General features: G+C 64.5%; 16 protein-coding genes and 1 pseudogene. 9 read left to right on the forward strand and 8 right to left on the reverse strand.

Going from position 1 to position 19742, the window contains the following annotated elements; all coding sequences use genetic code 11:
• Positions 1 to 276: 276 nt before the first annotated feature.
• Complete coding sequence (locus tag AC0IW9_RS24165) at positions 277 to 1395, reverse strand: site-specific integrase (protein ID WP_471650871.1); 1119 nt, start codon at positions 1393 to 1395, stop codon at positions 277 to 279.
• A gap of 196 nt (positions 1396 to 1591) precedes the next feature.
• Between AC0IW9_RS24165 and AC0IW9_RS24170 the strand changes: the two genes are divergently transcribed.
• From AC0IW9_RS24170 to AC0IW9_RS24180, 3 genes are read left to right on the forward strand one after another with little or no spacing between them, the layout of a single operon-like run.
• Entirely contained in the window at positions 1592 to 2440 is an 849-nt protein-coding gene (locus AC0IW9_RS24170) for a tyrosine-type recombinase/integrase (protein WP_471650872.1), read from the forward strand.
• Between the two features lie 5 nt (positions 2441 to 2445).
• A complete protein-coding gene (locus AC0IW9_RS24175) occupies positions 2446 to 2622 on the forward strand; it encodes a hypothetical protein (protein WP_471650873.1) in 177 nt (58 codons plus the stop codon).
• Positions 2623 to 2631: 9 nt separating this feature from the next.
• Positions 2632 to 2901: a hypothetical protein gene (locus tag AC0IW9_RS24180; RefSeq protein WP_471650874.1), complete on the forward strand. Its 270-nt coding sequence runs from the start codon at positions 2632 to 2634 to the stop codon at positions 2899 to 2901.
• On the opposite strand, the pseudogene AC0IW9_RS24185 reads toward AC0IW9_RS24180, so the two are convergent.
• Positions 2882 to 3813: pseudogene (locus tag AC0IW9_RS24185) on the reverse strand (IS5 family transposase). The gene AC0IW9_RS24180 and the pseudogene AC0IW9_RS24185 overlap by 20 nt on opposite strands.
• Positions 3814 to 3989: 176 nt before the next feature.
• Between AC0IW9_RS24185 and AC0IW9_RS24190 the strand changes: the two are divergent.
• Positions 3990 to 5063 (forward strand): hypothetical protein, encoded by a 1074-nt coding sequence (locus AC0IW9_RS24190; protein WP_471650875.1) that lies wholly within the window; start codon positions 3990 to 3992, stop codon positions 5061 to 5063.
• A 316-nt stretch (positions 5064 to 5379) separates the two neighbouring features.
• Here AC0IW9_RS24190 and AC0IW9_RS24195 read toward each other — a convergent pair whose 3' ends face one another.
• From AC0IW9_RS24195 to AC0IW9_RS24220, 6 genes are all read right to left on the reverse strand, one after another.
• The gene (locus tag AC0IW9_RS24195; protein ID WP_471650876.1) at positions 5380 to 6672 is read right to left on the reverse strand and encodes a hypothetical protein; all 1293 of its coding nucleotides are present in this window, start codon (positions 6670 to 6672) and stop codon (positions 5380 to 5382) included.
• A gap of 144 nt (positions 6673 to 6816) precedes the next feature.
• Positions 6817 to 7770: an MYG1 family protein gene (locus tag AC0IW9_RS24200; protein ID WP_471650877.1), complete on the reverse strand. Its 954-nt coding sequence runs from the start codon at positions 7768 to 7770 to the stop codon at positions 6817 to 6819.
• Positions 7767 to 8390, reverse strand: a complete 624-nt coding sequence (locus tag AC0IW9_RS24205; protein ID WP_471650878.1) for a cyclin-dependent kinase inhibitor 3 family protein — start codon at positions 8388 to 8390, stop codon at positions 7767 to 7769. The genes AC0IW9_RS24200 and AC0IW9_RS24205 overlap by 4 nt, the downstream gene beginning before the upstream one ends.
• Positions 8387 to 8743 (reverse strand): hypothetical protein, encoded by a 357-nt coding sequence (locus AC0IW9_RS24210; RefSeq protein ID WP_471650879.1) that lies wholly within the window; start codon positions 8741 to 8743, stop codon positions 8387 to 8389. Before AC0IW9_RS24210 ends, AC0IW9_RS24205 begins: the two co-directional genes overlap by 4 nt.
• Before the next feature lie 49 nt (positions 8744 to 8792).
• The gene (locus AC0IW9_RS24215) at positions 8793 to 9713 is read right to left on the reverse strand and encodes an ADP-ribosylglycohydrolase family protein (RefSeq protein WP_471650880.1); all 921 of its coding nucleotides are present in this window, start codon (positions 9711 to 9713) and stop codon (positions 8793 to 8795) included.
• Between the two features lie 17 nt (positions 9714 to 9730).
• On the reverse strand, positions 9731 to 10270 hold the full coding sequence (locus tag AC0IW9_RS24220; protein WP_471650881.1) for a hypothetical protein: 540 nt from the start codon (positions 10268 to 10270) through the stop codon (positions 9731 to 9733).
• Positions 10271 to 10502: 232 nt separating this feature from the next.
• Here AC0IW9_RS24220 and AC0IW9_RS24225 point away from each other — a divergent pair, with 232 nt between their 5' ends.
• The 5 genes from AC0IW9_RS24225 (at position 10503) to AC0IW9_RS24245 (ending at position 19591) form a co-directional block, all read left to right on the forward strand.
• Positions 10503 to 12581 (forward strand): AAA family ATPase, encoded by a 2079-nt coding sequence (locus tag AC0IW9_RS24225; protein WP_471650882.1) that lies wholly within the window; start codon positions 10503 to 10505, stop codon positions 12579 to 12581.
• 102 nt (positions 12582 to 12683) lie between these two features.
• Positions 12684 to 13709, forward strand: coding sequence for a helix-turn-helix transcriptional regulator (locus tag AC0IW9_RS24230; RefSeq protein WP_471650883.1), 1026 nt, complete (start codon positions 12684 to 12686; stop codon positions 13707 to 13709).
• A gap of 283 nt (positions 13710 to 13992) precedes the next feature.
• Positions 13993 to 15186 carry a hypothetical protein gene (locus tag AC0IW9_RS24235; protein WP_471650884.1) on the forward strand — a complete coding sequence of 398 codons (1194 nt, stop codon included), beginning with the start codon at positions 13993 to 13995 and terminating at the stop codon, positions 15184 to 15186.
• Positions 15186 to 17033, forward strand: coding sequence for a hypothetical protein (locus AC0IW9_RS24240; RefSeq protein ID WP_471650885.1), 1848 nt, complete (start codon positions 15186 to 15188; stop codon positions 17031 to 17033). Before AC0IW9_RS24235 ends, AC0IW9_RS24240 begins: the two co-directional genes overlap by 1 nt.
• Complete coding sequence (locus AC0IW9_RS24245) at positions 17030 to 19591, forward strand: DEAD/DEAH box helicase (protein ID WP_471650886.1); 2562 nt, start codon at positions 17030 to 17032, stop codon at positions 19589 to 19591. The genes AC0IW9_RS24240 and AC0IW9_RS24245 overlap by 4 nt, the downstream gene beginning before the upstream one ends.
• Positions 19592 to 19742: the final 151 nt, after the last annotated feature.

Genomic DNA, 19742 nt, shown 5'->3' on the forward strand with positions numbered 1-19742 from the left:
GACACCGCAGGCTTGCCCACCACCGCCTCCTACGATCAGCCATGTGATCGTAGGAACTTTGCGATCAGGACACTAGCTGGCGAACTGCCAGACCAGGCAGTCGGAGATCATCGTGGACACGACGGCCCAGGCCGGGCAACAGACTCACGAGCACGTCCAACCGAAACGGATTCCGGTTCCCGGAATACGCCAGGGGCTGTCGAGCAAATCAGTGATGACCTCCAGCCGGACTGGAACCGCATGACCCCTAGGGGAAATCCGGGCCATGCGGCGAACTCATTTGGTTTCGTCAGTCCTCTCCCAGACCTTCTGCGAGGCGTTGTTGCGCCAGAGCTCGGCCGGCCGGAGATAGCCGAGCGCCACCTCGGCGGAGCGATGCCGGGTCTGGCGCATGACAGCGGCGAGGTCGGCGCCGGCCTCGCCGGCGGCGGTGGCCAAGCCGGCGCGGAGCGAATGGCCGGAGTAACCCTCAGGATTGGCCAGACCGGCGTCGCGGGCGGCCTGCTTGACCAGCCGCCAGACCGCCTTGTCCGAGAGGACCATGGTGGAGAGCCGGCCCGCCTTGCTCAGCCCAACGAACAGCGGCAGCGCCGCATCCGAGGCGCCGCCGGTGTGGTCGCCGCCGCCCTGGCGAAAGCCGAGCCAGGCCTCGAGCGCCCGGGCCGGGCAGAGGCCGGGCTCCCTGGGATTGGCCGAGAGGGCGATGGCCTGGCCGGCGCCGCGCTGGTCGGTCTTCGAGCGGCGGATCAGCAGGCGGAGGCCGCGCTGCGGCACCACCTCGACGTCGCCGAGCGCCAGCCCGACCAGCTCCGAGCGGCGCAGCGCCCCGGCAAAGCCCAGCAGCAGCAGCGCCCGGTCGCGGGCGCCGAGCGGCGTCTCCGGAGATGGCCGGGTCGCCAGCATCCGCCGCAGCACCTCCGGCCCGGCGGCGGTGGCCTGCCTGGCCGGGCGGGCGCCCTTGGTGCGGGCGATGCCCTCGAGCAGCATGACCAGGCGGGGGTGGCGGAGGTCGAGGGCGATGCCGGCAAGGCGGTGGGCGGCCTGGATGGCGGCCAGCGCCACCCGCAGGCTGGAGAGGCTGAGGCCGCGGTCGGCGGCGTGGACGGCGTACATCGCCACCGTCTCCGGATCGCCGGCGAGCGGCGGCCGGCCGAGGCCGCTGCACCAGGCCTCATAGGCCCGCCAGGCGGAGCGGTAGGTGCGGCGTGTCCCGTCGCCGCGGGCCCGCGTGGCATAGACCGCGGCGCGAGCGGCCAGCGCCTGCAGCGTCGCGGCCTGCTCCGGCGTGCCCGGGACCTGGAGATCGCCGAACAGGCTGGTGGAGAGGATGACGGTACCCGGGCCGGTGGCGGGCTCGGGCGGCAGGGCAGGGGGCGCGGCGGCGGGATCGGGCATGGGTTTGAGGCTAGCGCCGCGCTGTCGTGTCCGCAAAGCAGGATTAGCGGACGGAATTGGAAAGCGATAGGCGGCATGATCGGCGTTCCGGTAGAATAGGGCCTGATATCAGCGACTTGGCATGGTGCTAGTGGTGCTTGGCCTATTATCGTGCCTTCATGCTGACATCAGCCGGATTGCCCCGATTGATCCCGGCATGGCAGGCTCTGGACTGCCGCCGGCCGGGCCGAACCGGGGCAGGGGAGCCAGCGCCATCACCACCCACCACGCCACCACCGGGCCGCCACAGTCGGCGCATACCCGCCGCGCCTATGCCGCCGACTGGCAGGCCTTCGCCACGTGGTGCGCCGCCGCCGGACAGCCGGCGCAGCCGGCCACCCCGGAGGCCGTCGCCGGGCATCTGGCCAGCTTGGCCGGCCGGCTCGGCCCGAGCGGCCTGCGCCGCCGCCTGGCGGCGATCGCCGATCGGCACCGCCGCGGCGGCCACCCGTGGGATCCGGCCCAGCCGGCGATCCGCGCCACCCTCCACCGGCTCGTCGCCAGCCCGGTCGCCCCGGCGCGGCCCGCCGCGGTGCTGGACGAGGCCGCGCTCCGCGCCTTGCTCGCCAGCTGCGGCGAGGACCTGGCCGGGCGGCGCGACCGGGCGCTGTTATTGCTGGTTCAGGCCAGCGGGCTGCGCCGCGCCGCCCTGGTCGCGCTCGACCGCGAGCAGCTGCGCTTTACCGCGGCGGGGGTGGTGCTGGAGATGGGGCAGGACGCGCTGGAGCTTGCCCGCGCCCCTGACTCGGACCGCTGCCCGGTTCGTGCTCTGGAGGCCTGGCTGCGGCAGGCACGGATCGACTATGGCGCGGTCTTCCGCCGGGTGACCGCGGCGGGGACGCTGGAGGAGCGGCTCAGCCCGCAGGGGGTCTGGCGTATCCTTCGTCGGCGTGCCGCCCTGGCCCGGCTTCGCGTCCCCGCCGGCAGCCGCCTGTCGCCCGAGGGGCTGCGGGCCAGTTCTCGTCTCCCAGCCGCACCGCCCGCCAGCCCGCCGAAGCGACGATAACGACCATGCTGCCCGAGTCAGGCAGTGGTCCCACACCTCTGGCGCCCACCGACACCGACTGGCTCCGCAACACCCTCGGCGTCAGCGGTGCCACCGAGGCCGTCGGGCGCTTCCAGGCCGCCGCCAGGGGCAGTGGGATCATCCCCTGGCAGCGCGACCTCGACCGGATGGAGGAGGACTGATTCCTACCCATGGCCGCCCCCGCCGACGGGGTGCGGGCCATCAGCCTGGCCGGGGCGCGGATCCTGGCGCGGCGGCTGCGCGACTCAGTGGCCCTGCAGCAGCAGCGCGCCCTGCTGCGCGCCGCCACGGATCAGAGTTGCCCCTTCGATCTGCACCGCCTGCTGCCGGTGCCCCCTGCCATTCTTCGGCTCGGGCCCGAGGACCGGCTCTGTTGCACAGACGAGCTGACGGTCAGGGTTCCCCTTTCCCCGGACAGCTTCATCCTGCGGCTTCAGTGACGGGTATTCCGAGCGCGGTGAAGCCGTTCAGGACGGCCACACGAACCTGGAACTCGGCGACCTGACGGTCGGAGTCCCTCGCAGTCAGGCGTTGGCCCAAGAGTTTGACGCAGTGCATTTTGGTCTCTGCGCGGCTTCGACGGTGATAGCTGCTCCATCGTCGCCAGATGGTTCGACCGAAGCGCCGTAATGCACGGAGGGCTTCATTCCGTGCAATCGCCCCGGCGCCATCGGCCTTCCAGGGTTTGCCATTCTTTCGGATCGGAATGATTGCGGCTGCGCCGTGGGCGGCGATGGCGTCGTGGCACTTGCGGGTGTCGAAGGCGCCGTCAGCGGTGACACTTGCAATCTCTTGGCCCGGCGGGATCTGATCGAGAAGCTCAGGCAACATCGGTGCGTCCCCCACATCGCTGGTGGTGAACTCCGCCGCGGGGATTCCAGCGTTTGCTCGTCAATTCCGATGTGTACCTTCCGCCAGACCCGGCGTTTGGCGCCGCCGTGTTTGCGCGCGTTCCACTCCCCTTCGCCCTCGACCTTGATGCCGGTGCTGTCGATCAGCAGGTGCAGCGGACCCTAGGAACCGCGATAGGGGATGTTGACCTTCAGGGTCTTCTGCCGTCGGCTCAGGGTGCTGAAGTCCGGCACATTCCTATCAAGGCCAATCAACCGCAGCAGGCTCTCGACGAAGCCGGTCGTCTGGCGCAGCGCGATGCCGAACAGCATTTTCATGGTCAGGCAGGTCTGGACGGCAGCATCGCTGTAGAGATGGTGTCGGCCCCGCTTACCGGTCGGCGCGGCTTCCCAGGTCATCTCCCGATCGAACCAGACCGTCAGCGAGCCACGTCGCTTGAGCCCCTCGTTGTAGGCGGGCCAGTTCCTGGTCTTGTAGGTCGGCCGTGTCGGTCTGCTCATGCCCACCAGCTATCACGCTGAATTCACGAGCCGAATCCCCCTCAGGCGATTTGTGCAACAGAGCCACCCGCACCACCAAATCCCGGGACCAAACAGCTAATACGCGTTATATCCTGGATTTATGTTTTTAAATAGGCATGATGTCTCTCCTCTGCCGAAGGCTATAAGGAGGCACTTTGGAACAGCGGCGTCTTCAGGAAATCTGCCTTCTGTCTATGAGTGTAGCCGATGACGGCATGCCGGATTGGACCAATCTGGTCGGCAGCCCGGTGCTGACCAACCCATCGAATGGCCGCGAGTTAGCAGGTGGCGGAGTCTACGCCTGTTTTTGGGATGGAATCCTCATCTACATCGGCTCGTTCGTTGGACCGAAGGGAAATGCTTTAGGCGGGCATGTTGCCGAGCGGATTTACAAGCATGCCATAGGCTTCACTCTACGAGCCAAGCAGCTTGGCTTTAGCAAGCGGCCGCTGCGTTCCATCATGGTCAACCTCGATCACCCAATCGCGCGCGACCTCCAGGGTAAGCGCGAAGCAAGCGACCGTCTGGAGCGGGGCTCGATCAAGGCAACTTACAACAAAGCACGTTTTGCCGCACGGTACTGGGAAGACATCCGTGATGCTTCACCAGAGATGCTGTTCGAGCGTTTCTCCTTTGCGTATCGCCGAATCGCACCTGCATGCAGCCCTACGCATGATAAGCAGCTAATAAAGGAATACTGGATCAAGCCTATCGAGCAGCGGCTGGTCCGGCGGTTCGAGCCGATTTGCAATACCGAGTTCCGTGCAGGCCCCGATGGACCGCCCGTCGGCCCTGACCAAGTGGCCGAGGCGTTCGAGGAAGAGTTTGCGATGCCCTTGCCCCAACTAGGCGATATCACTTCGCAGATTCCGGTCAGCCAAAATTTGAATGGCGGGCCGGACGACGACGATGGTGATAGCCCGGAGGTAATTCCCGCTGATCCGCGTTGGTTCGAATACTACACCGCTGATGGGCAACTGCGCGTGCGGGCCGCGTCTGGCGAGGGCAGTTTGGCCAAGGGCCGCACGCTCCTCTACCGTCAATCGGCCAAACGGGTCATTTGTCTTGCGACGGTGGACGGTTTGGCGGCAGCCGGGATCAAGGCTGAACACGTGCAGCGCGGTCCCCTCGTGTCCTCCATTGCGGTGGATTTTGATGGAAATCCTGACGAACGCTCGACCCTGCTGCGCAGAATCTTGGAAGCATCTCTCACCGCGTTGGGCGACTGATATCATCCTGCTTTCCATCAGCGGACAGCAAAACAACTAGGGACTGCCAGAGCATAAGATCACCGAGCCTGAGCGGCGCTGACAACACGGGGTCGTTAACCGGCGGGATGGCGTTACGGCCTGCGGGCCCGTCAACATCTGACGCCCACTACGCATAGCACGGGGCAGGCCAGTACTCGACCATGGGCAGCGCTCATATCGAATGAGAGGCATGCAGCAGGTTCGCTGCGGCCGTGCAATCCATGCGACCTCTGGGTCTAAGGACGAGCTAAAGCTGCGCCCCGCCGTCTCAAACGAAGATGATGCCTGTGAAGAGTTACGTTATCTCCGTTCTCAAGGCAGTCGTCATCCACCCGATCAAGGTACTCCGTTCAGTATCCGATACCATCTGCAGACGCTCGCGCAGCGCGCCACAAAGCGCGTTCATATGCCCATGGTCAGCGTTGGTATCGTACTCTTCTGGCTCGTCGGAATGGCGAGACCGTCGATGTTCATAGAACAAGCAGAGCCAGAGCTCGGCCGCTGTCCCCTCCCAGCGCCCTGATGAAAAAGCGTTACTGCCCTTTGCATTGGCAAAGGGGCCGAGATCATGAATACCGATATCGCGCGCTGCGTCGTATCCTTGAACCAAGTGGCCGAACTCAATGGAATCAACCCAACGAAGCGGATCGGGGATTTTGTCGAATTTGCCCTTTTGGACAAGGGCTAGCCAGTTCGATGGTGCGGCGGTCGGCCGGCGAACATGGAATGCGGAGTTTGCGTGCCACAGGCCAAAGCCCAGGTGGAAAACATCGATCTGATGAGCGAAGGGAAGCTTGTGCAGCTTTTCCTCATTCAGCCGCCGCGCACGCGGATTGTAGTCGACGAGCGCGATGGCTATCCGGACGTCCTCGATCTTCTGCGAGATCGGCAGCGTCTGAATTTTCGCGCGCGCTCCTTCGCTGAGGCCATTCAGCAGACCAAGCCGAGCTTTCTGCCGAAGCTGGTTCTGCAGGGCGGGAACGATGCTTGGTAACGTCGTGCACAGATCATCGTAGTAGCGCCGGACCTGCTCATCGAGGCTTTCGACCCCTCCCTTTAAGCCGTATTTTACTTCGATCAATGCCAGGGTCAGCGGATCAGCGAACCTGCGCCGCGGGCCAGGCCAGTAGACGCCCATCACATCCGTGCGGCCTTTGCCTTCCTCAGCGACACCTTGGCGATCCACGGCGACGTAATCGGTGTTGAGCTCTTCGAGGTTGTTCATCCGAACCAGCAGCTGCTCGACCTCGATCTCCTTGCCGATATGAGAATGCTCGGCGATCCGCTGCTTGATGAAAGGCACGGTGCCATCGCAAAAAGCTTCGACGGCGTCCTGGGAATCGAAAACTTCGACCTCGCGGGACCAGAAGGCCTTGTGCGACTGAAACCGGTAGGCGTCACTCTTGATAGGCACCACGCTTATGAGGCGTTGCCCCTTGCAGTAAATATCCAGCAAACCAGACCGAATCTCTGCGATCAAATCCCGATCGCGCTTCACCAAGTCCAGAAGCGGTCGGAGGATACCCTCCATGAGGGCTTTCTCGAACTTCTCGGGCAGGATCCGAGGAGGCTGGACTGATTGTTCCATGTAATACCTTTGACAGATGAGAGTCGCAGATTTGTTCCTGCTCTAACGCCTTGGCAAACGAGAACACCGCTTCGCCGGATCGTCACCAACATGCATGCCAACACAGCCGCAGCATTCGGACGGCTCGCGGAACCGTGGATCGGGTCAGAGCTGGGGATGCCCCAGCTCCAAAGCACGATGCGCCATCGCCATCGCACCGGCGCGGGAGCGCGCTGCGCCGACGAAGCGTTCCCGATGGACAAACACCGCATCCGGAATACCGGACACCGTCGCCAGCTCAGCGTCCAGCAGCCCGGCCCAGGCCGCTGGCAACGGCAGGCGCTGGGCATAGGAGCCCGATGCCAGCGGCATGGCGTCGACCATCCAGTTGCCCTGTGCGACCGGATAGACCGCATAATCGACCGGCAAGTCGTATTGGAAGACTGGATCCTGCCAGGGCATCTTGCGACCGAGTTCCAGGATATGGGGATGGGCGGACTGCGCATGGGCCGCGAGCACGACCGATGAGGCGGCAAGGCGCGCCCGCACCGCTTCGACACGTTGACGCAGGAAGCCTTCGATCAAACCGGCTGCCCGCAGGAAGGCAGCATCTTCCACCGCTTGATCCCCGAAACCGGGGCCATCCCAGGACAGGTTGCAGTCCTCCACCACCGACGTCAGACCCAGCGAATCCTCGGGATGCTTCTCACCGTGATCGATCTCGTCGATGCGGTTGACGACATCACGGTCGACTTCGGCGGTCACCTTCGCCACGAGCGTCGGGTCGGCCGCCGATGCTCCCAGGAGCGCCCGCACCGTGGCCTCGCCATGGTGCCGCCAGACCAGACCCGCGGCGCTCAACGGCGTGCCGCTTGCCCGCTTGGGTGCGTCCCGCTGATGATGATCGAAGCGACCGGTGGCGGCGTCGTAGATGCCGCCGACATCCCAGATCATCTCGGCCTGGACGAAGATCTTCCTGTCGCGGGTCCGCACCAGCTGGTGGTCGGTTCCGGGCGCACCGAGCCCATGCGCCAGCCGTAGGGCGGCATAGGCGAAAGCATCGTCGAGGTGAAAGGTCCCGCTATGGGTGACGAACAACCTGCTGCGTTCCGCCGTCATGAGGTTTTCCTTGAAGGGGTCGAGGAGCGACCGGCTGGACCGGTGATGATGGGCGGCGCGATGGGACGGACCGCCCGGGCATGTGCCTCCTGCTCGGGGGTCTCGATGGCCCCAGGGCGTTCCTTGCGAACCCGGCGAATGGCATCCGCCGCCGGCACACCCAACTCGGCGAGAAGGCGCGCCGCAATCGTGCCGGTTCGCCCAAGGCCACCGCGACAATGCAGCACCACCTTGCGGCCCTCCGACAGGTGTTTGCGAAGCCGTTCGCCCGCCTCGATCCAAACCTCATCGAACGCCCGTCCCGGGACGTCCACATCGCGGATCGGCGCGTGGTACCATTCCATACCGAGCGCCGTCACGGCGCTGCCGATACTGGGAACGCCGTACCGCACCAGCTCGGCCTGCTCCATCAACGTCAGGACTGCCCTGGCGCCCCAATCGTTGATCACGGCGAGGTCCAGGCCGAGGTCGCGTGCCCAGGTACCGCTGACCGCCCCAACCTGGCGTTTCCCCGGGCAGAACGTCAGGCCGATCTGACCGCCGCCAGGGGTTTCGATGCTCTTGATCTGCAGCGGATCGGTGACACTCGTGCGGACGCGGTTGCTGTTCTGCATGGTCATGCTCCGGCACCCTGAGGAGCCGGATCCTGCTTCCCGCTCCGGATGTCGAGGCAACGCCGAAGCAGGGACTGCAACTCCGGGAAGGTGAACCGCTCCGCCGAAAGCTCGTCCTCCCGATACCGATTGGCCGGGGCATTGGCATCCGGCTTGTGGCCGCTACCCTTGTAAGCCTGGACGCGATCGGGGGGCGCCTCGAACTGATAATTCGGGCGGATCCCATCGCCCATGAGGCCGAACCGGACAACGACGCCGGGATCCTTGCGGGCATTGGGCTGGAATTCGATCATGCTGCCGATGACGTCCCGAAAGTAGTCCGGCTCGGCTACGAGGAGCCAAGGCTTGTTGCTCGTCATGGACTCTCCTTTTTGGCTGGATGCAGTGAGTGTCGCTGTCTGGGTCGGCTCAGACCGGGCTGTCCGCTGCGCCGCCGGTCTCGAGCAATCCGTGGCTCAAGGCTTCGATCTTCTCGCGCCAGGCCAATGGCCGAAGCCAGCGTTCGGGGATGGCACCGGCGCCGTAGCAGGCACCGGCGAGTTGGCCGGCGACAGCCCCCACCGTGTCGGCGTCGTCCGCCAGGTTCACCGCCAGTATCAGCGCCTCCTCGAAGCTCGTGGTGCTCGCCACGCTCCACAGCGCGGCCTCGAGGGTGTCGACCACGTAGCCGCTGGAGCGGATGCCGGCGCGGGCCTTGCCGCGCCAAGCGCCGGAGGCAATGGCCTGGATGGCCGGGTGGCCCTCCCAGGGGCGGGGCGTGAACAACGTCGCACCGTCCGCACCAAGGATGGCCTCACGCAGCAGCGCCACGAAGAACTCACATGCCTCGACCGCCTGAGGCGCGCCATGCGTGGTGCGGCTCTGGTCCCGTGCGATCCGCGTTGCCAGTGCCGGGTCCCGCAGCGCATGAAGCGCGACGGGTGCCACCCGCATCAGCGAGCCATTGCCGGCAGTGTCATCCGCCGTCGACCCGGCGAAGGGGTTGCCGGTCCGGCGAAAGCGGTTGAGCGCCTGGCTGGTGGTGATGCCGACGTCGAAGCAGGTGCCCGTGCAAGAGTAGTCACCGTCGGTCCGCCAAGCGAGGAAGCGCGTCATCAGGTCCGCCGCATCCAGCCCTCGGCACATGATGAGGCTGTCGGCGAGGGCGAGCGCCATGCTGGTGTCATCGGTCCACTGACCGGGTTCGAGTCCGAAGGGGCCGGCGCCCGTCATCTCGGTGTGGTGCGGACGGGTATCCCGCCGGGAGAACTCGAGGGTCGTGCCGAGTGCGTCGCCGACGGCCAGGCCCAACATGCAGCCCAGCGCGCGGTCGTTCAGGGTATTGGTCATGCCGTTACCAACCGCCATCAGCGACGCGCCCAAGCTTTCGGCTCGCCGGGTTTCAGCAGGGTGTAGGAGAAGATGTACTCACCCGACACCTGCACCTTGACCGGGTTGCCGTCGATGGTTTCGACCTCGGCGCCGACAGCGGCCTTGGACAACGCTCCCAAAGAACGATTCAATTTCGCTTTCAAGGCGTTTCCGCGCTCATTGCCGGGCCGATCGCCGATGGCGCGTTCGTAGAGCCGGCGAAGCTCCGCATCGGTCCGGAACTCCCGGAATACCTTCAACGTCACGTTCGGGTCGAAGGCGTCCGCTGGCGAGAAACGGCGGGCGAGGGTGATGGCACGCGCCCTGACCTCGAGTTCCGCCTCGATGCGACGGGCGGTCGCCTGGTCGGTTTCACCGAGCACGTCGAGCACATCCCGAGCGAGCACGCCGGCGGCGTAATCGGCAGGCTCCTGCCCGCAGCGGTCGGCCTTCTCGTACAAAGCGTTCGCGACCACCCGCTCGAGGCGTATCGTTAGCTGGAACAGCGGCACATTGGGAGATTGGGACTGCGGCATAGTGCGAGCGCCTCGATTGACTGAAGGCCTCTTTATAGATGAACGGTCAGAGGAAAGCAAGCCTAAAGAGGCGTCTGGCTGAGTGCCTCCTTCTAACGTGATGTGCGACGGTTAGCTATCGCCGCCGTAAGGAGGAGGCAGCCGATCCCGAATACGGTGCCGGGCGCTTGCGTCCGTTTCAGACGCACTGCGCTGCTAACTTCCTGGTTTCGCCACTGCCACGGAGATCCGCATGTCATCACGCCGGCGTCGCGTCCTCAGTCTGCAGACCCTGCCCCGCAATGCCCAGCGCCGGCTGGCCGGCTACCTCCGCGCCGCCGCCGCGGCGACCCATCCTGACTCCCAGCAGGCGCAGTTGATCACCAACTGGGCGGCCCAACTGGCCGGACGGCTGCGGCTCGACCTGCCCGCGGCCTTCCTCCGCGCCTGGGCGCATCCCGACGATGACGATCGCCCTACCGCGGCCGCCTGGCGACGGCTGCGCGAGGCGCTGGCGACGGTGCCCGAGCCGACCCGGCCGCAGCGGCCGTTCGGCCCGCTCGCCCGGCTGCTCGGCCTCGACCTGCTGGAGGAACGGATCCTTACCCTGGTGGCGGACTACGCCACCCTCAAGGCGGTCGAGAACTTCTGGGATGCCCTGGCCGGCAGCATCGACGAGGATCTGCGGCTGACCGCCACCTCGCCGTTGTTTTCCCTGCTGCTCGACGCCGCTCCGCAGCAAGTGGCCGAGCGGCTGCGCCCGGAGGCGACGCTGCGGAACGCCGGCCTGCTGCTGCGCGACCATGGCAACGGCCTCGAGATCCTGCGGTCACTGCTCAGTCTGATCTCTGAGCCGCGCCCACCAGCTGACCTACGCGCCGCGCTGCTTGGCCCGCTGGCCCGGGCGCCGCTGTCCTTCGCCGCCTTCGCCCACCTTGGCCCCGAGGCCGGGCACGTCCGCGCCCTGCTGCGCGGCGCGGTGGCCGAGCGGGCGGCCGGCGTGCACGTGCTGCTCTACGGCCCGCCCGGCACCGGCAAGACCACCTTCGCCGCGGCGCTTGCCGCCGAGGTAGCGGTGCCGATCTACGAGGTTGGGCTGGAAGGCCCGGAGGGCGAGGAACTCGAGCGCTACCAGCGGGTGGCGGCTCTGCGCATCGCCCAGCGCCTGCTCGGCGGCGGCGCGCCGGCCATGCTGCTGCTTGACGAGGCCGAAGACCTGTTCGGCGGCGGGCCCTCGGTCTTTGGGCAGGGCCGGATTGGTGGCTCGCGCGCCCACGTGCACAGGCTGATCGAGACCGCGCCGGTGCCGGTGATCTGGACCGCCAACGACATCACCAGCTTCGGACCGGCGGTGCTGCGCCGCATGGCCTGCTGCATCGAGCTGCGCATCCCGCCGGCGCCGGTGCGCGAGCGGCTGTGGCGGGCGGCAGCCAAGGCTGAGGGCATCGTCCTGCCGGCCGGCGAGGCCGCTGGCCTGGCCCGTTTGCTGCCGGCCTCGCCGGCCCTGGCCCATTCGGCAATGCGGGCGGCACGGCTGGCGGGCGGCGACGCCGAAACCGTGCGCTGGGCGGTTTCCGGCGTGGCCCGGGCCATGGCCGACGGCCGCCGGCCGGCGCCGGACGGCACCGGCGAGGCCTTCGAACCGGCGCTGGTCAGCGCCGACTGCGACCTCGCCGCCCTGGTGGCGCGCCTGACGCGCCAGGGAGCGACGCGACGGGTTTCGCTGCTGCTCTCCGGCCCACCGGGCTCAGGCAAGAGCGCCTTCGCCCGGCATCTGGCGGCGGCCATGGAGCTGCCGGTGCTGCAGAAGCGCGCTTCCGACCTGGTCAGCCCCTACGTCGGCGAAACCGAGCAGCGCATCGCAGGCGCCTTCGACGAGGCGCGCGACAGCGGCGCCTTCCTGGTGTTCGACGAGGCCGACAGCCTGCTCAGCGACCGCGGCCTGGCGCTGCGCTCCTGGGAGATCAGCCAGGTCAACGAGATGCTGACCTGGATGGAGCGCCATCCGCTGCCGTTCTGCTGCACCACCAACCTGCCCGAGCGGCTCGACCCGGCCAGCCAGCGTCGCTTCCTGGTCAAGGCACGCTTCGGCTTCCTCAATGCCGGTCAGGCGGCGCTGGCCTGGCGGCGCGGCTTCGCGCCGCCGCCGCCGGCCGGTCTGGCCCGGCTCGACCGGCTGACCCCGGCCGACTTCGACTTGGTCCGCCGCCTGGCCGAGGTCGCCGGCACACTGAACGACGGTGCGGCGCTGCTGGCAGCATTGGAGCGCGAGCACCGGGCCAAGCCCGGCGCCACGGTGCCGATCGGCTTCCTGCCGGCGCGGGCGGCGTGAGCCGATCCCGCCATCCTGTGCCGGCTCCCCCGCTGCGGCGGCGGGGTGCGGCTAGGCTCGGGTCGCTACCAAGACAACCGGGCTTCAGGAGGACATTGCCGCATGCCGGACCGCCACGAGAAGCTGTCGCAGGCGCTCGACCTGATCCTGTCGCTGGCCGCGACGCGCAGCGGGCTGACCATGGCCGAGCTGGTGGCGGAGCTGGGCTGCGGCCGGCGCACGGTAGAGCGCCTGCTGGCGGCGATCCGCCAGGTCTGCGGCGAGATCGAGGAGGTGCCGAACGATGAGCGCGAGAAGCGCTGGCGGATGCGGCCGAACGCCCTGCTCGGGGTGGTCCGCATGACGCCGGAGGAGATGGCCGAGATCGAGGCCGCGGCGCGGCGCTTGGCCGACGAGGGCCTAGCGGCCCGCGCCGCCACGCTGCGTTCGGCCGCCAATAAGCTGCGCGCCAGCATGGACGAGGCGGCCAAGCGGCGGGCCGAGCCGGACGTCGAGGCGCTGCTGGCCAGCGAGGGGCTGGCCGCCCGGCCCGGCCCGCGTGTGGCGGTGCCTGAGGGCGTCATCGAAACCCTGCGCCATGCCCTGCTCGCCACCCGGCAGGTCCGGCTGCGCTACCGCAGCCCGAACGGCCAGGTGCGGGTGCACCTGCTCGAGCCCTGCGGCCTGCTATACGGGGCGCGGCCCTACCTGCTGGCGGTCAAGCCAAGCAAGCCGGATGCCGCGGTCTGGCGGCTCGACCGGGTGCTAGCAGCCGAGGTGGCGGAGGGGAGCTTCACGCCGCGCCCGGGCTTCGATCTCGCCAGCTTGACGCGGGACTGCTTCGGGGTCTGGCGCGAGCCGCCAATGGACGTGGTGCTGCGCTTCGACGCCGGCGCGGCGCAGGATGCCGAGGCTTGGCACTTCCACGCCAGCCAGACCCGCGAGGCGCAAGCCGACGGGACACTGCTGGTGCGCTTCCGGGCCGGCGGGCTGGAGGAGATCGCCACCCACCTGACCCAGTGGGGCGATGCCGTCGAGGTGCTGGCGCCGCCGGCGTTGCGCCAGCGGCTGGGGGCGATCGGCGTGGCACTGATGCGGCGGAATACCCGGGGACGTGATGCCGGACGACGATCCTCTGTCCGCTCCTGACGCGCCACCCTGCCAGTCTCCTGCTTCAGCAGACGGGAAGGATGCCGGACCTATGACCGTCAGCTCGCGCCTTGCCCAGCCGATGCCGCCGCTTGCCAGATTGCGCCGCGGCGCCTCCCGTTCAGCATTGTGACACACCAGCGTCGCCGTCGAGCGCCCTGTAGTGGTGCTGACACCGCGCTTCGTGGCGCAAAGCCCACGCATGGCTTGCCATGCTGGAATGTGCGGCTAGGCGCGCTTGAGATTCGAGCCGATCATACCGCGATGAGGAGCAGCGTCAAAAATGTACTGGGGCATTTTTTCACCCGATCATGTGGCTTCTAGCCGACGGCAACAGACGCTGGGGCTAAGTTCAGTTGTTCGGCATTACAACGATTGTGCAGTTCCGGGATTAGGAGGGCTTTGGTACGGAATGCCTCTGGCATGGTCACTGCTCGGCATCTGGCTTGCCGAGGAACTTGGTGGTCGTCCGCTGCCCAGTGCGAATGCAGTCGAAGCGTTGGCTATGTCCTGCGCTTTGGATGCCGGCAGCGAATTCATGTGGCGTGGCCTGGGCCATCGTAAGCTTGCGGGTCGAGAAGACCACAGCTTCAAAGCGCTCAGCGCGCGCGGCGCTTATGTCACGCAGCCTCGCCGCATGGGCACAGTTCAGCCGCTTGTAGAGCTTGGCTTCGTCGAACCCGCGCCACAGCGCTTTAATCTTTATCGGTTACACCATGTTGGTGAGCAATTTCTAAAGTCGTTTGACGCCGAAAAGCGCGTGCTTTTCGATTGGGCCAAAAACTCTGCTCAACCGACCTTAAAAAAACTGTGGCCGTCGAAACAATTGCCTATCGAAGCCGCACGATTGCTTAATCGACAGCTGCGTCAGTTTGGCAGTGACCGTAATGCAGCGCGGCGGCGCACGCTCCTAGACTCAACGCCGGACAGGATCTTCGCTAGATCCCCACTCGACGAACCGCGCCCTCAAGGAAAAATCGATTCCTCGCATTGGGCCGATCTGCGCTGTGGCATCGCGTTTATTCGTCTGCGCGACGCTGCGATCGCCGTGCTGGACCAAGTCGAGCAGCAGATCTGCACCAATCGAAACATGACGTTGAAACCTGAGGCTGCTGTAGCCTTTGCGGGCACCCAAATCGCAGAGCTGGCGAACGCTGCCCGCATCACGCTGGCAGAAACCGATACGACCTCAGGACAGCTGGCGCATCAGTTTGCCCAACTCTGCATAGCATCACCCGCGGCGGTGATTTTGGAGTTGGCGCGACGTGACGGTGCAGTAGTGCGCGAGTTACCAGGAGGGCACCTGGGGCTCGGCCCGGCGGGTGAGCAGACCGTGGTGATCGACCAGGATGACCAGAGTTCTGATCAAGACGCGGTGGAGGAAGCGGAGGGAGCACTGTTGGTACCCGAACTACCTCGATTAGCCAATCTGTATATGCTTGCGAAAGATATTGAGCCGGGTTGGGGCGCTGTCTGATGAGACACGAGACAATCCTAACCTGCTTTGCACCGCCTGAAAATTTTGAAGGTGATTTTGGCTGGGTCTCTGGTTTTACAGCTAATGCTGACGTGCTGGCGGACATGGCCGACCGCTTTACGGGAGGTGGACGAAGGCGGAGGCCTTCCCTCGGTGTTTTCTTACATCCCCCTGCAGCACATCTGCCAGTAAAGCGTGGGGTAGCAGTGCTGTTCCCACGTCGCGGCAAAACGCTTGGCTTCAATTTGCTCCATGCCAAGGTCGCACTGTTAAGGTTCACCGGACGCGATGCATCGATGCTCCGGTTGGTCGTATCGACCGGCAACTGGACGCATGATCCGCTGGGTAACAGCCTAGATTTATTTTGGATTACTGAATGGCGCAGCGATGCGACGGACACAACGGCAGGCGAAAGCGACCAGGCTGCTGTTGATATTCGTGCTGCTGCTGCGATGTTCGCGTGGCTTCGGCCCCGGTTCGATACGTCGGTGCTGGAGGTTGATACTGGAAACGGCTCGGCGGAGCAGCGTTTGAGCAATGCTGTCAGGCGTCTGCCGCGCGCCGAGCATCTTTCGCCACGTTTCATCGATACGCGGCAAGAGGCGCTCGACGTGCAGGTGCTTAGGGCAGTAGCCGCCAAGCCAGGGCCTGCGCGCCGGCGAGTCGTCATGGGCTCCGGCTACTTCGAAACCGGCGAGGATGCTGATACCGGCGTACTGTCAGCCTTCGTTGAGCAACTGCGCAACGCCAAATGCGCCACCAAAACTTGTGGGGTCGACATCGTGCTCAATCCGGATGCATGCCAGGGTTTGGCTGCACAAGCGGAGAAATTTGACCAACTCGGATGGACATTGCGCCCGCCTGTACACAAGGACATGCCGGGTGCAAAGCTGCATGCCAAGTTCATTTTCTCGGCCAGCGGGAGCAATCAATGCGCCAATCCTTGGTGTTATATCGGATCAGGCAACCTGAGCGGAGTGGGCTTCACGCGTGCAACTGGGAAAGGTGGAAACCTCGAAGCAGGCGTTGTTTTTTTCCCGCTTGAGTCGCTGACGTGGGAGGGGCCTGAAGCGACGACGCTAAGCAATCGCCTTCCTATCGATTTCCGCAAAGTGACAAAGCCTCAGTCGCTCATGGCCGGAGAAGAATATCAGCCGCCGGGGCCTGGAGCCCCGCCACCGCCGGTCAGTTACCTGCAGTGGCGAGATGGAGTGCTTTTGCTGCCTGAAGGTGAGCCTGACATTCCGGAACTGACGGTCGCACTGCCGGATGGCAGCTGGCTGCCGCTGCCTATCAACTTTGCTGAGGCTCCATCGGTCGCGACACTCGGCCCTTGGATGGCGCAGGTTCCGGTTCTGGCTGAGGGGGGCTTCGTGCTACCCCCACTTGGGCCTATGCGAGTGGAGGACGTGCTCCAAGCGCTATCGCTCTTCCCACATCCTTTGCCAGAGGAACGCGATCATGAGGTGGCATCCGAAGTGGATGGCGAGGAGGATGCGCCTGCATCCGTGCGGGACGATATCAGCGAATACCCCGTACGACGGATGATGCGTCTCATTGTAGGGATGAGTGAATGCCAAGCCAAAGTCGAGCCACGTGACTGGGAGCGCTGGGTGAACCGCATCGAAGAAATGATGAATGCGGTTACCGGGCCGGAAGCCGATGCCATCGATAGTATGAGAGCCTGTGGCATCGATCCGCTTAGCGTGCTCACGCATCAACCATTCCTTCCTGACAAGCTAAAGGCTGTTGCCATAGAGCGGCTTGAGGCGGCACTCGTGCGTGTGCGAAAAATATGGCGGCTTGAGGGTACTGAATCGCTCTTTCCTGAAAGCGGGACTATATGACCATCAACTGGCAAGCCGTTGCCGCGCGGCTAGAGGTGAGAGCCGATGCTCCCCAATGGGGCACTAGCTTGGTGCCTCTGGAGGGACAGCGTAACGCCGTCGCCGCAATTGCCACGAAATTGCGGAATGGGCAGCGCAGCCTACTTCTTGCTGACGAAGTGGGTACGGGTAAGACGCTGATTGCTGCTGTACTGATCAAAGCAGTACAGGCGGAAGGCGGCCGGTCCGCTGTCGTTATTCCGGCGGGCCTCGGCGGGCAATGGCAATTTGAGTTACGCCGGCTCGATCCTGAAGATGTAACCCTCTCGCCATTGCGGAGCTACTGGACCTTCCTTGATGTCTTCAAGCGTCCTGAGGATATGGCCGACCGGGATCTCATCCGCAGTCGTCGTACCCAGGAGCTCGCCGACCGTCGCCAGCAGCGAGAAATTCCGCGGAACGGATGGCAAGACGAGCCAGTCTTGCTGCTCTCGCATAATTTGGGCAACATTCGGTCGACCAGTGAGGCCCAGATCTGGCACCAAGGACTTGTTGATGCCGTCTTAAAGGTCATCAATGGCGTCCGCAGGTACCGGCGTGATCCACGCGACGGAGTGCATCACAACATCGCACGTGCGGCCGCAGAGCGCATTCTCGAACCTCTCGATAATGCCCAACAAGAGGCGCTCGTTGCACATATTAATAGCGGTAAACCTCTTGTCGAAAAACTTCGTGCAATTGTCGCTAGTGGCCTTGGCCGATTTGATTTTCTTGTAATCGATGAAGCACATAAGGCGCGTGGTGCTAATAGCTCGCTCGGCCGCGTCCTTGGCGATATGACGTGGAAGGCGCCGGATGCGTTCCGACTGGGACTAACTGCAACGCCGGTGGAACTCGACGCGCAGCAGTGGATCCATACATTGAGTCGCCTCAACGTGCCCGAGGAGACGCTGGCCACACTTCGCCCGGCCATTGACGGCTATGTCAAAGTAGCGAACGACCTACGGATGAAGGTCGCGCTGACACCTGATACAGTCGAGCTATATCGCGCGGCAGCAGAGCGGTTCCAGACGTTGCTGTCACCCTGGGTACTGCGGCGTGACCAGAGAGAGGATAGCTTCATCCAGGAATTTCAGCGGCGTTATGGCAGCCATCGCCTGCTTAGCCCGATAGAAATTTCATTGTCCGAAATGCCACTGATGTGGAAGCGTGCCTTCCTAGCAAGCGAGGCGATGTCGCTGCTGACTGAACATGCACTCACGCCGGCGCAGCGGCGCCTACGATTGTCGTTGCCTGATGGCCGGCACATCAAGGGCGTGTTAGTGAACGAACTCGATGATGCCGCCATTGAACTAACGACGCGCGGTCAACGCGCTTGGGCCAAACTTGCACATGAGGTAATTGGTGACGGGGGGACAGCGATTTTTTCGCACCCGGCAATTACGTGTGCCGTCACCGAGATTGAGGCGCTCGTGGCGCAGGGCCATAAGGTTCTCGTCTTCGGCCGCTTCACGCAACCGATGCGCGCGCTTACCGCTCTGCTCGATGCGCGTGAAATGGTTCGCCGGCTTTGTGCCGAAGAAGGAACACCAACGCGTTGGCCCGAATCAAAGATTCCGGCAACTACTCCCGAAAGGGATGCAGCCCTGAACGCCGCGCTCGACGATCCAGAACTAAATTCTGCGGCGCTCAATCGTGCTGACATCGAGCAGCGTATCGCGGAGCGCGCGGCGCGCTACGAGGTAGGGCGTCGCAGCAATCTTTCAGAGATGCGGATCGGCATCGAACGGATGGCGGCAAATGGCGATGCCAGAGCGGCCATGTTGTTTGATGCTTGGACTAGCAGCTCTGACACAGGAATTCTAACGGCGCTAGAGGATCAAAGGCCATTGGAAGCACGCCATACTTCATGGACCGAGGTTACGCTTCTCGCGGCGTTCGATGCATTGGTCTACGAAATCACCAGTCATGATGATGAGGGAGAAAGCAATGGTAATGGATCTGCGGTTCCGCACCATTTCAAGCAGGCCCTCAGAGTACATCTCGCTGACTTCAGTACGCGCGAAGGGCATTTCGCACGCCTGATGGACGGGTCTACTGCGCCGCAGACACGACGCCTTTTGCAAGCTGCGTTCAATCGTCAAGGAACTTGGCCGCAGATTCTTGTCGCGCAATCGACTGTCGGCCGCGAAGGGCTGAACTTGCAGGCCGCCTGTCGTGTGGTCGTGATGCTGCATCTCGAATGGAACCCCGGCAATGTAGAGCAACAAATCGGTCGTGTTGATCGCATCGGCAGCCGGTGGCGCCGTGAGACTGCAGATTTCGAAGGAAAGGGCGGTGCCGAGATTCCCCGCATTTTAGTCCGGCCAATCCTGGTTCGTGGTACCTATGCTGACCATCAGTGGTCTGTTCTCGTACGTCGGTGGGACAGTTTGCGCGCTCAGTTAAACGGCGAAGTGCTCACGCCCAGTGATGTTGGTGGGCAGAACAAGGATCTTTCCCCGTTAGTGGATGCAGTGCGCCGTGCTGCACCAAATTTTTCGCCACCGCCACGGCATAGTCGTGTGCTTCAGCCTTAGCCCGCTGTCCGCGACCAACGAGGTTTTTGGTCCCTCCGTTTGGCTCGCGTGACTGTGGCAATTTCCAATTAAAAGACACTCTTGATTGTCGGTCAGCATATCGACGTAGCTTCGTGTTTGAAGCTGCCTGCACTGAAGCATCGAAGCCGTC

The organism is Belnapia sp. AC561 (assembly GCF_979252845.1).

Bases quoted from the DNA above. Each gene is read 5' to 3' on its own strand.
- AC0IW9_RS24165 (WP_471650871.1), bottom strand. From the start codon at position 1,395: ATGCCCGATCCCGCCGCCGCGCCCCCTGCCCTGCCGCCCGAGCCCGCC.
- AC0IW9_RS24170 (WP_471650872.1), top strand. From the start codon at position 1,592: ATGGCAGGCTCTGGACTGCCGCCGGCCGGGCCGAACCGGGGCAGGGGA.
- AC0IW9_RS24175 (WP_471650873.1), top strand. From the start codon at position 2,446: ATGCTGCCCGAGTCAGGCAGTGGTCCCACACCTCTGGCGCCCACCGAC.
- AC0IW9_RS24180 (WP_471650874.1), top strand. From the start codon at position 2,632: ATGGCCGCCCCCGCCGACGGGGTGCGGGCCATCAGCCTGGCCGGGGCG.
- AC0IW9_RS24195 (WP_471650876.1), bottom strand. From the start codon at position 6,672: ATGGAACAATCAGTCCAGCCTCCTCGGATCCTGCCCGAGAAGTTCGAG.
- AC0IW9_RS24200 (WP_471650877.1), bottom strand. From the start codon at position 7,770: ATGACGGCGGAACGCAGCAGGTTGTTCGTCACCCATAGCGGGACCTTT.
- AC0IW9_RS24205 (WP_471650878.1), bottom strand. From the start codon at position 8,390: ATGACCATGCAGAACAGCAACCGCGTCCGCACGAGTGTCACCGATCCG.
- AC0IW9_RS24210 (WP_471650879.1), bottom strand. From the start codon at position 8,743: ATGACGAGCAACAAGCCTTGGCTCCTCGTAGCCGAGCCGGACTACTTT.
- AC0IW9_RS24215 (WP_471650880.1), bottom strand. From the start codon at position 9,713: ATGACCAATACCCTGAACGACCGCGCGCTGGGCTGCATGTTGGGCCTG.
- AC0IW9_RS24220 (WP_471650881.1), bottom strand. From the start codon at position 10,270: ATGCCGCAGTCCCAATCTCCCAATGTGCCGCTGTTCCAGCTAACGATA.
- AC0IW9_RS24225 (WP_471650882.1), top strand. From the start codon at position 10,503: ATGTCATCACGCCGGCGTCGCGTCCTCAGTCTGCAGACCCTGCCCCGC.
- AC0IW9_RS24230 (WP_471650883.1), top strand. From the start codon at position 12,684: ATGCCGGACCGCCACGAGAAGCTGTCGCAGGCGCTCGACCTGATCCTG.
- AC0IW9_RS24235 (WP_471650884.1), top strand. From the start codon at position 13,993: ATGTACTGGGGCATTTTTTCACCCGATCATGTGGCTTCTAGCCGACGG.
- AC0IW9_RS24240 (WP_471650885.1), top strand. From the start codon at position 15,186: ATGAGACACGAGACAATCCTAACCTGCTTTGCACCGCCTGAAAATTTT.
- AC0IW9_RS24245 (WP_471650886.1), top strand. From the start codon at position 17,030: ATGACCATCAACTGGCAAGCCGTTGCCGCGCGGCTAGAGGTGAGAGCC.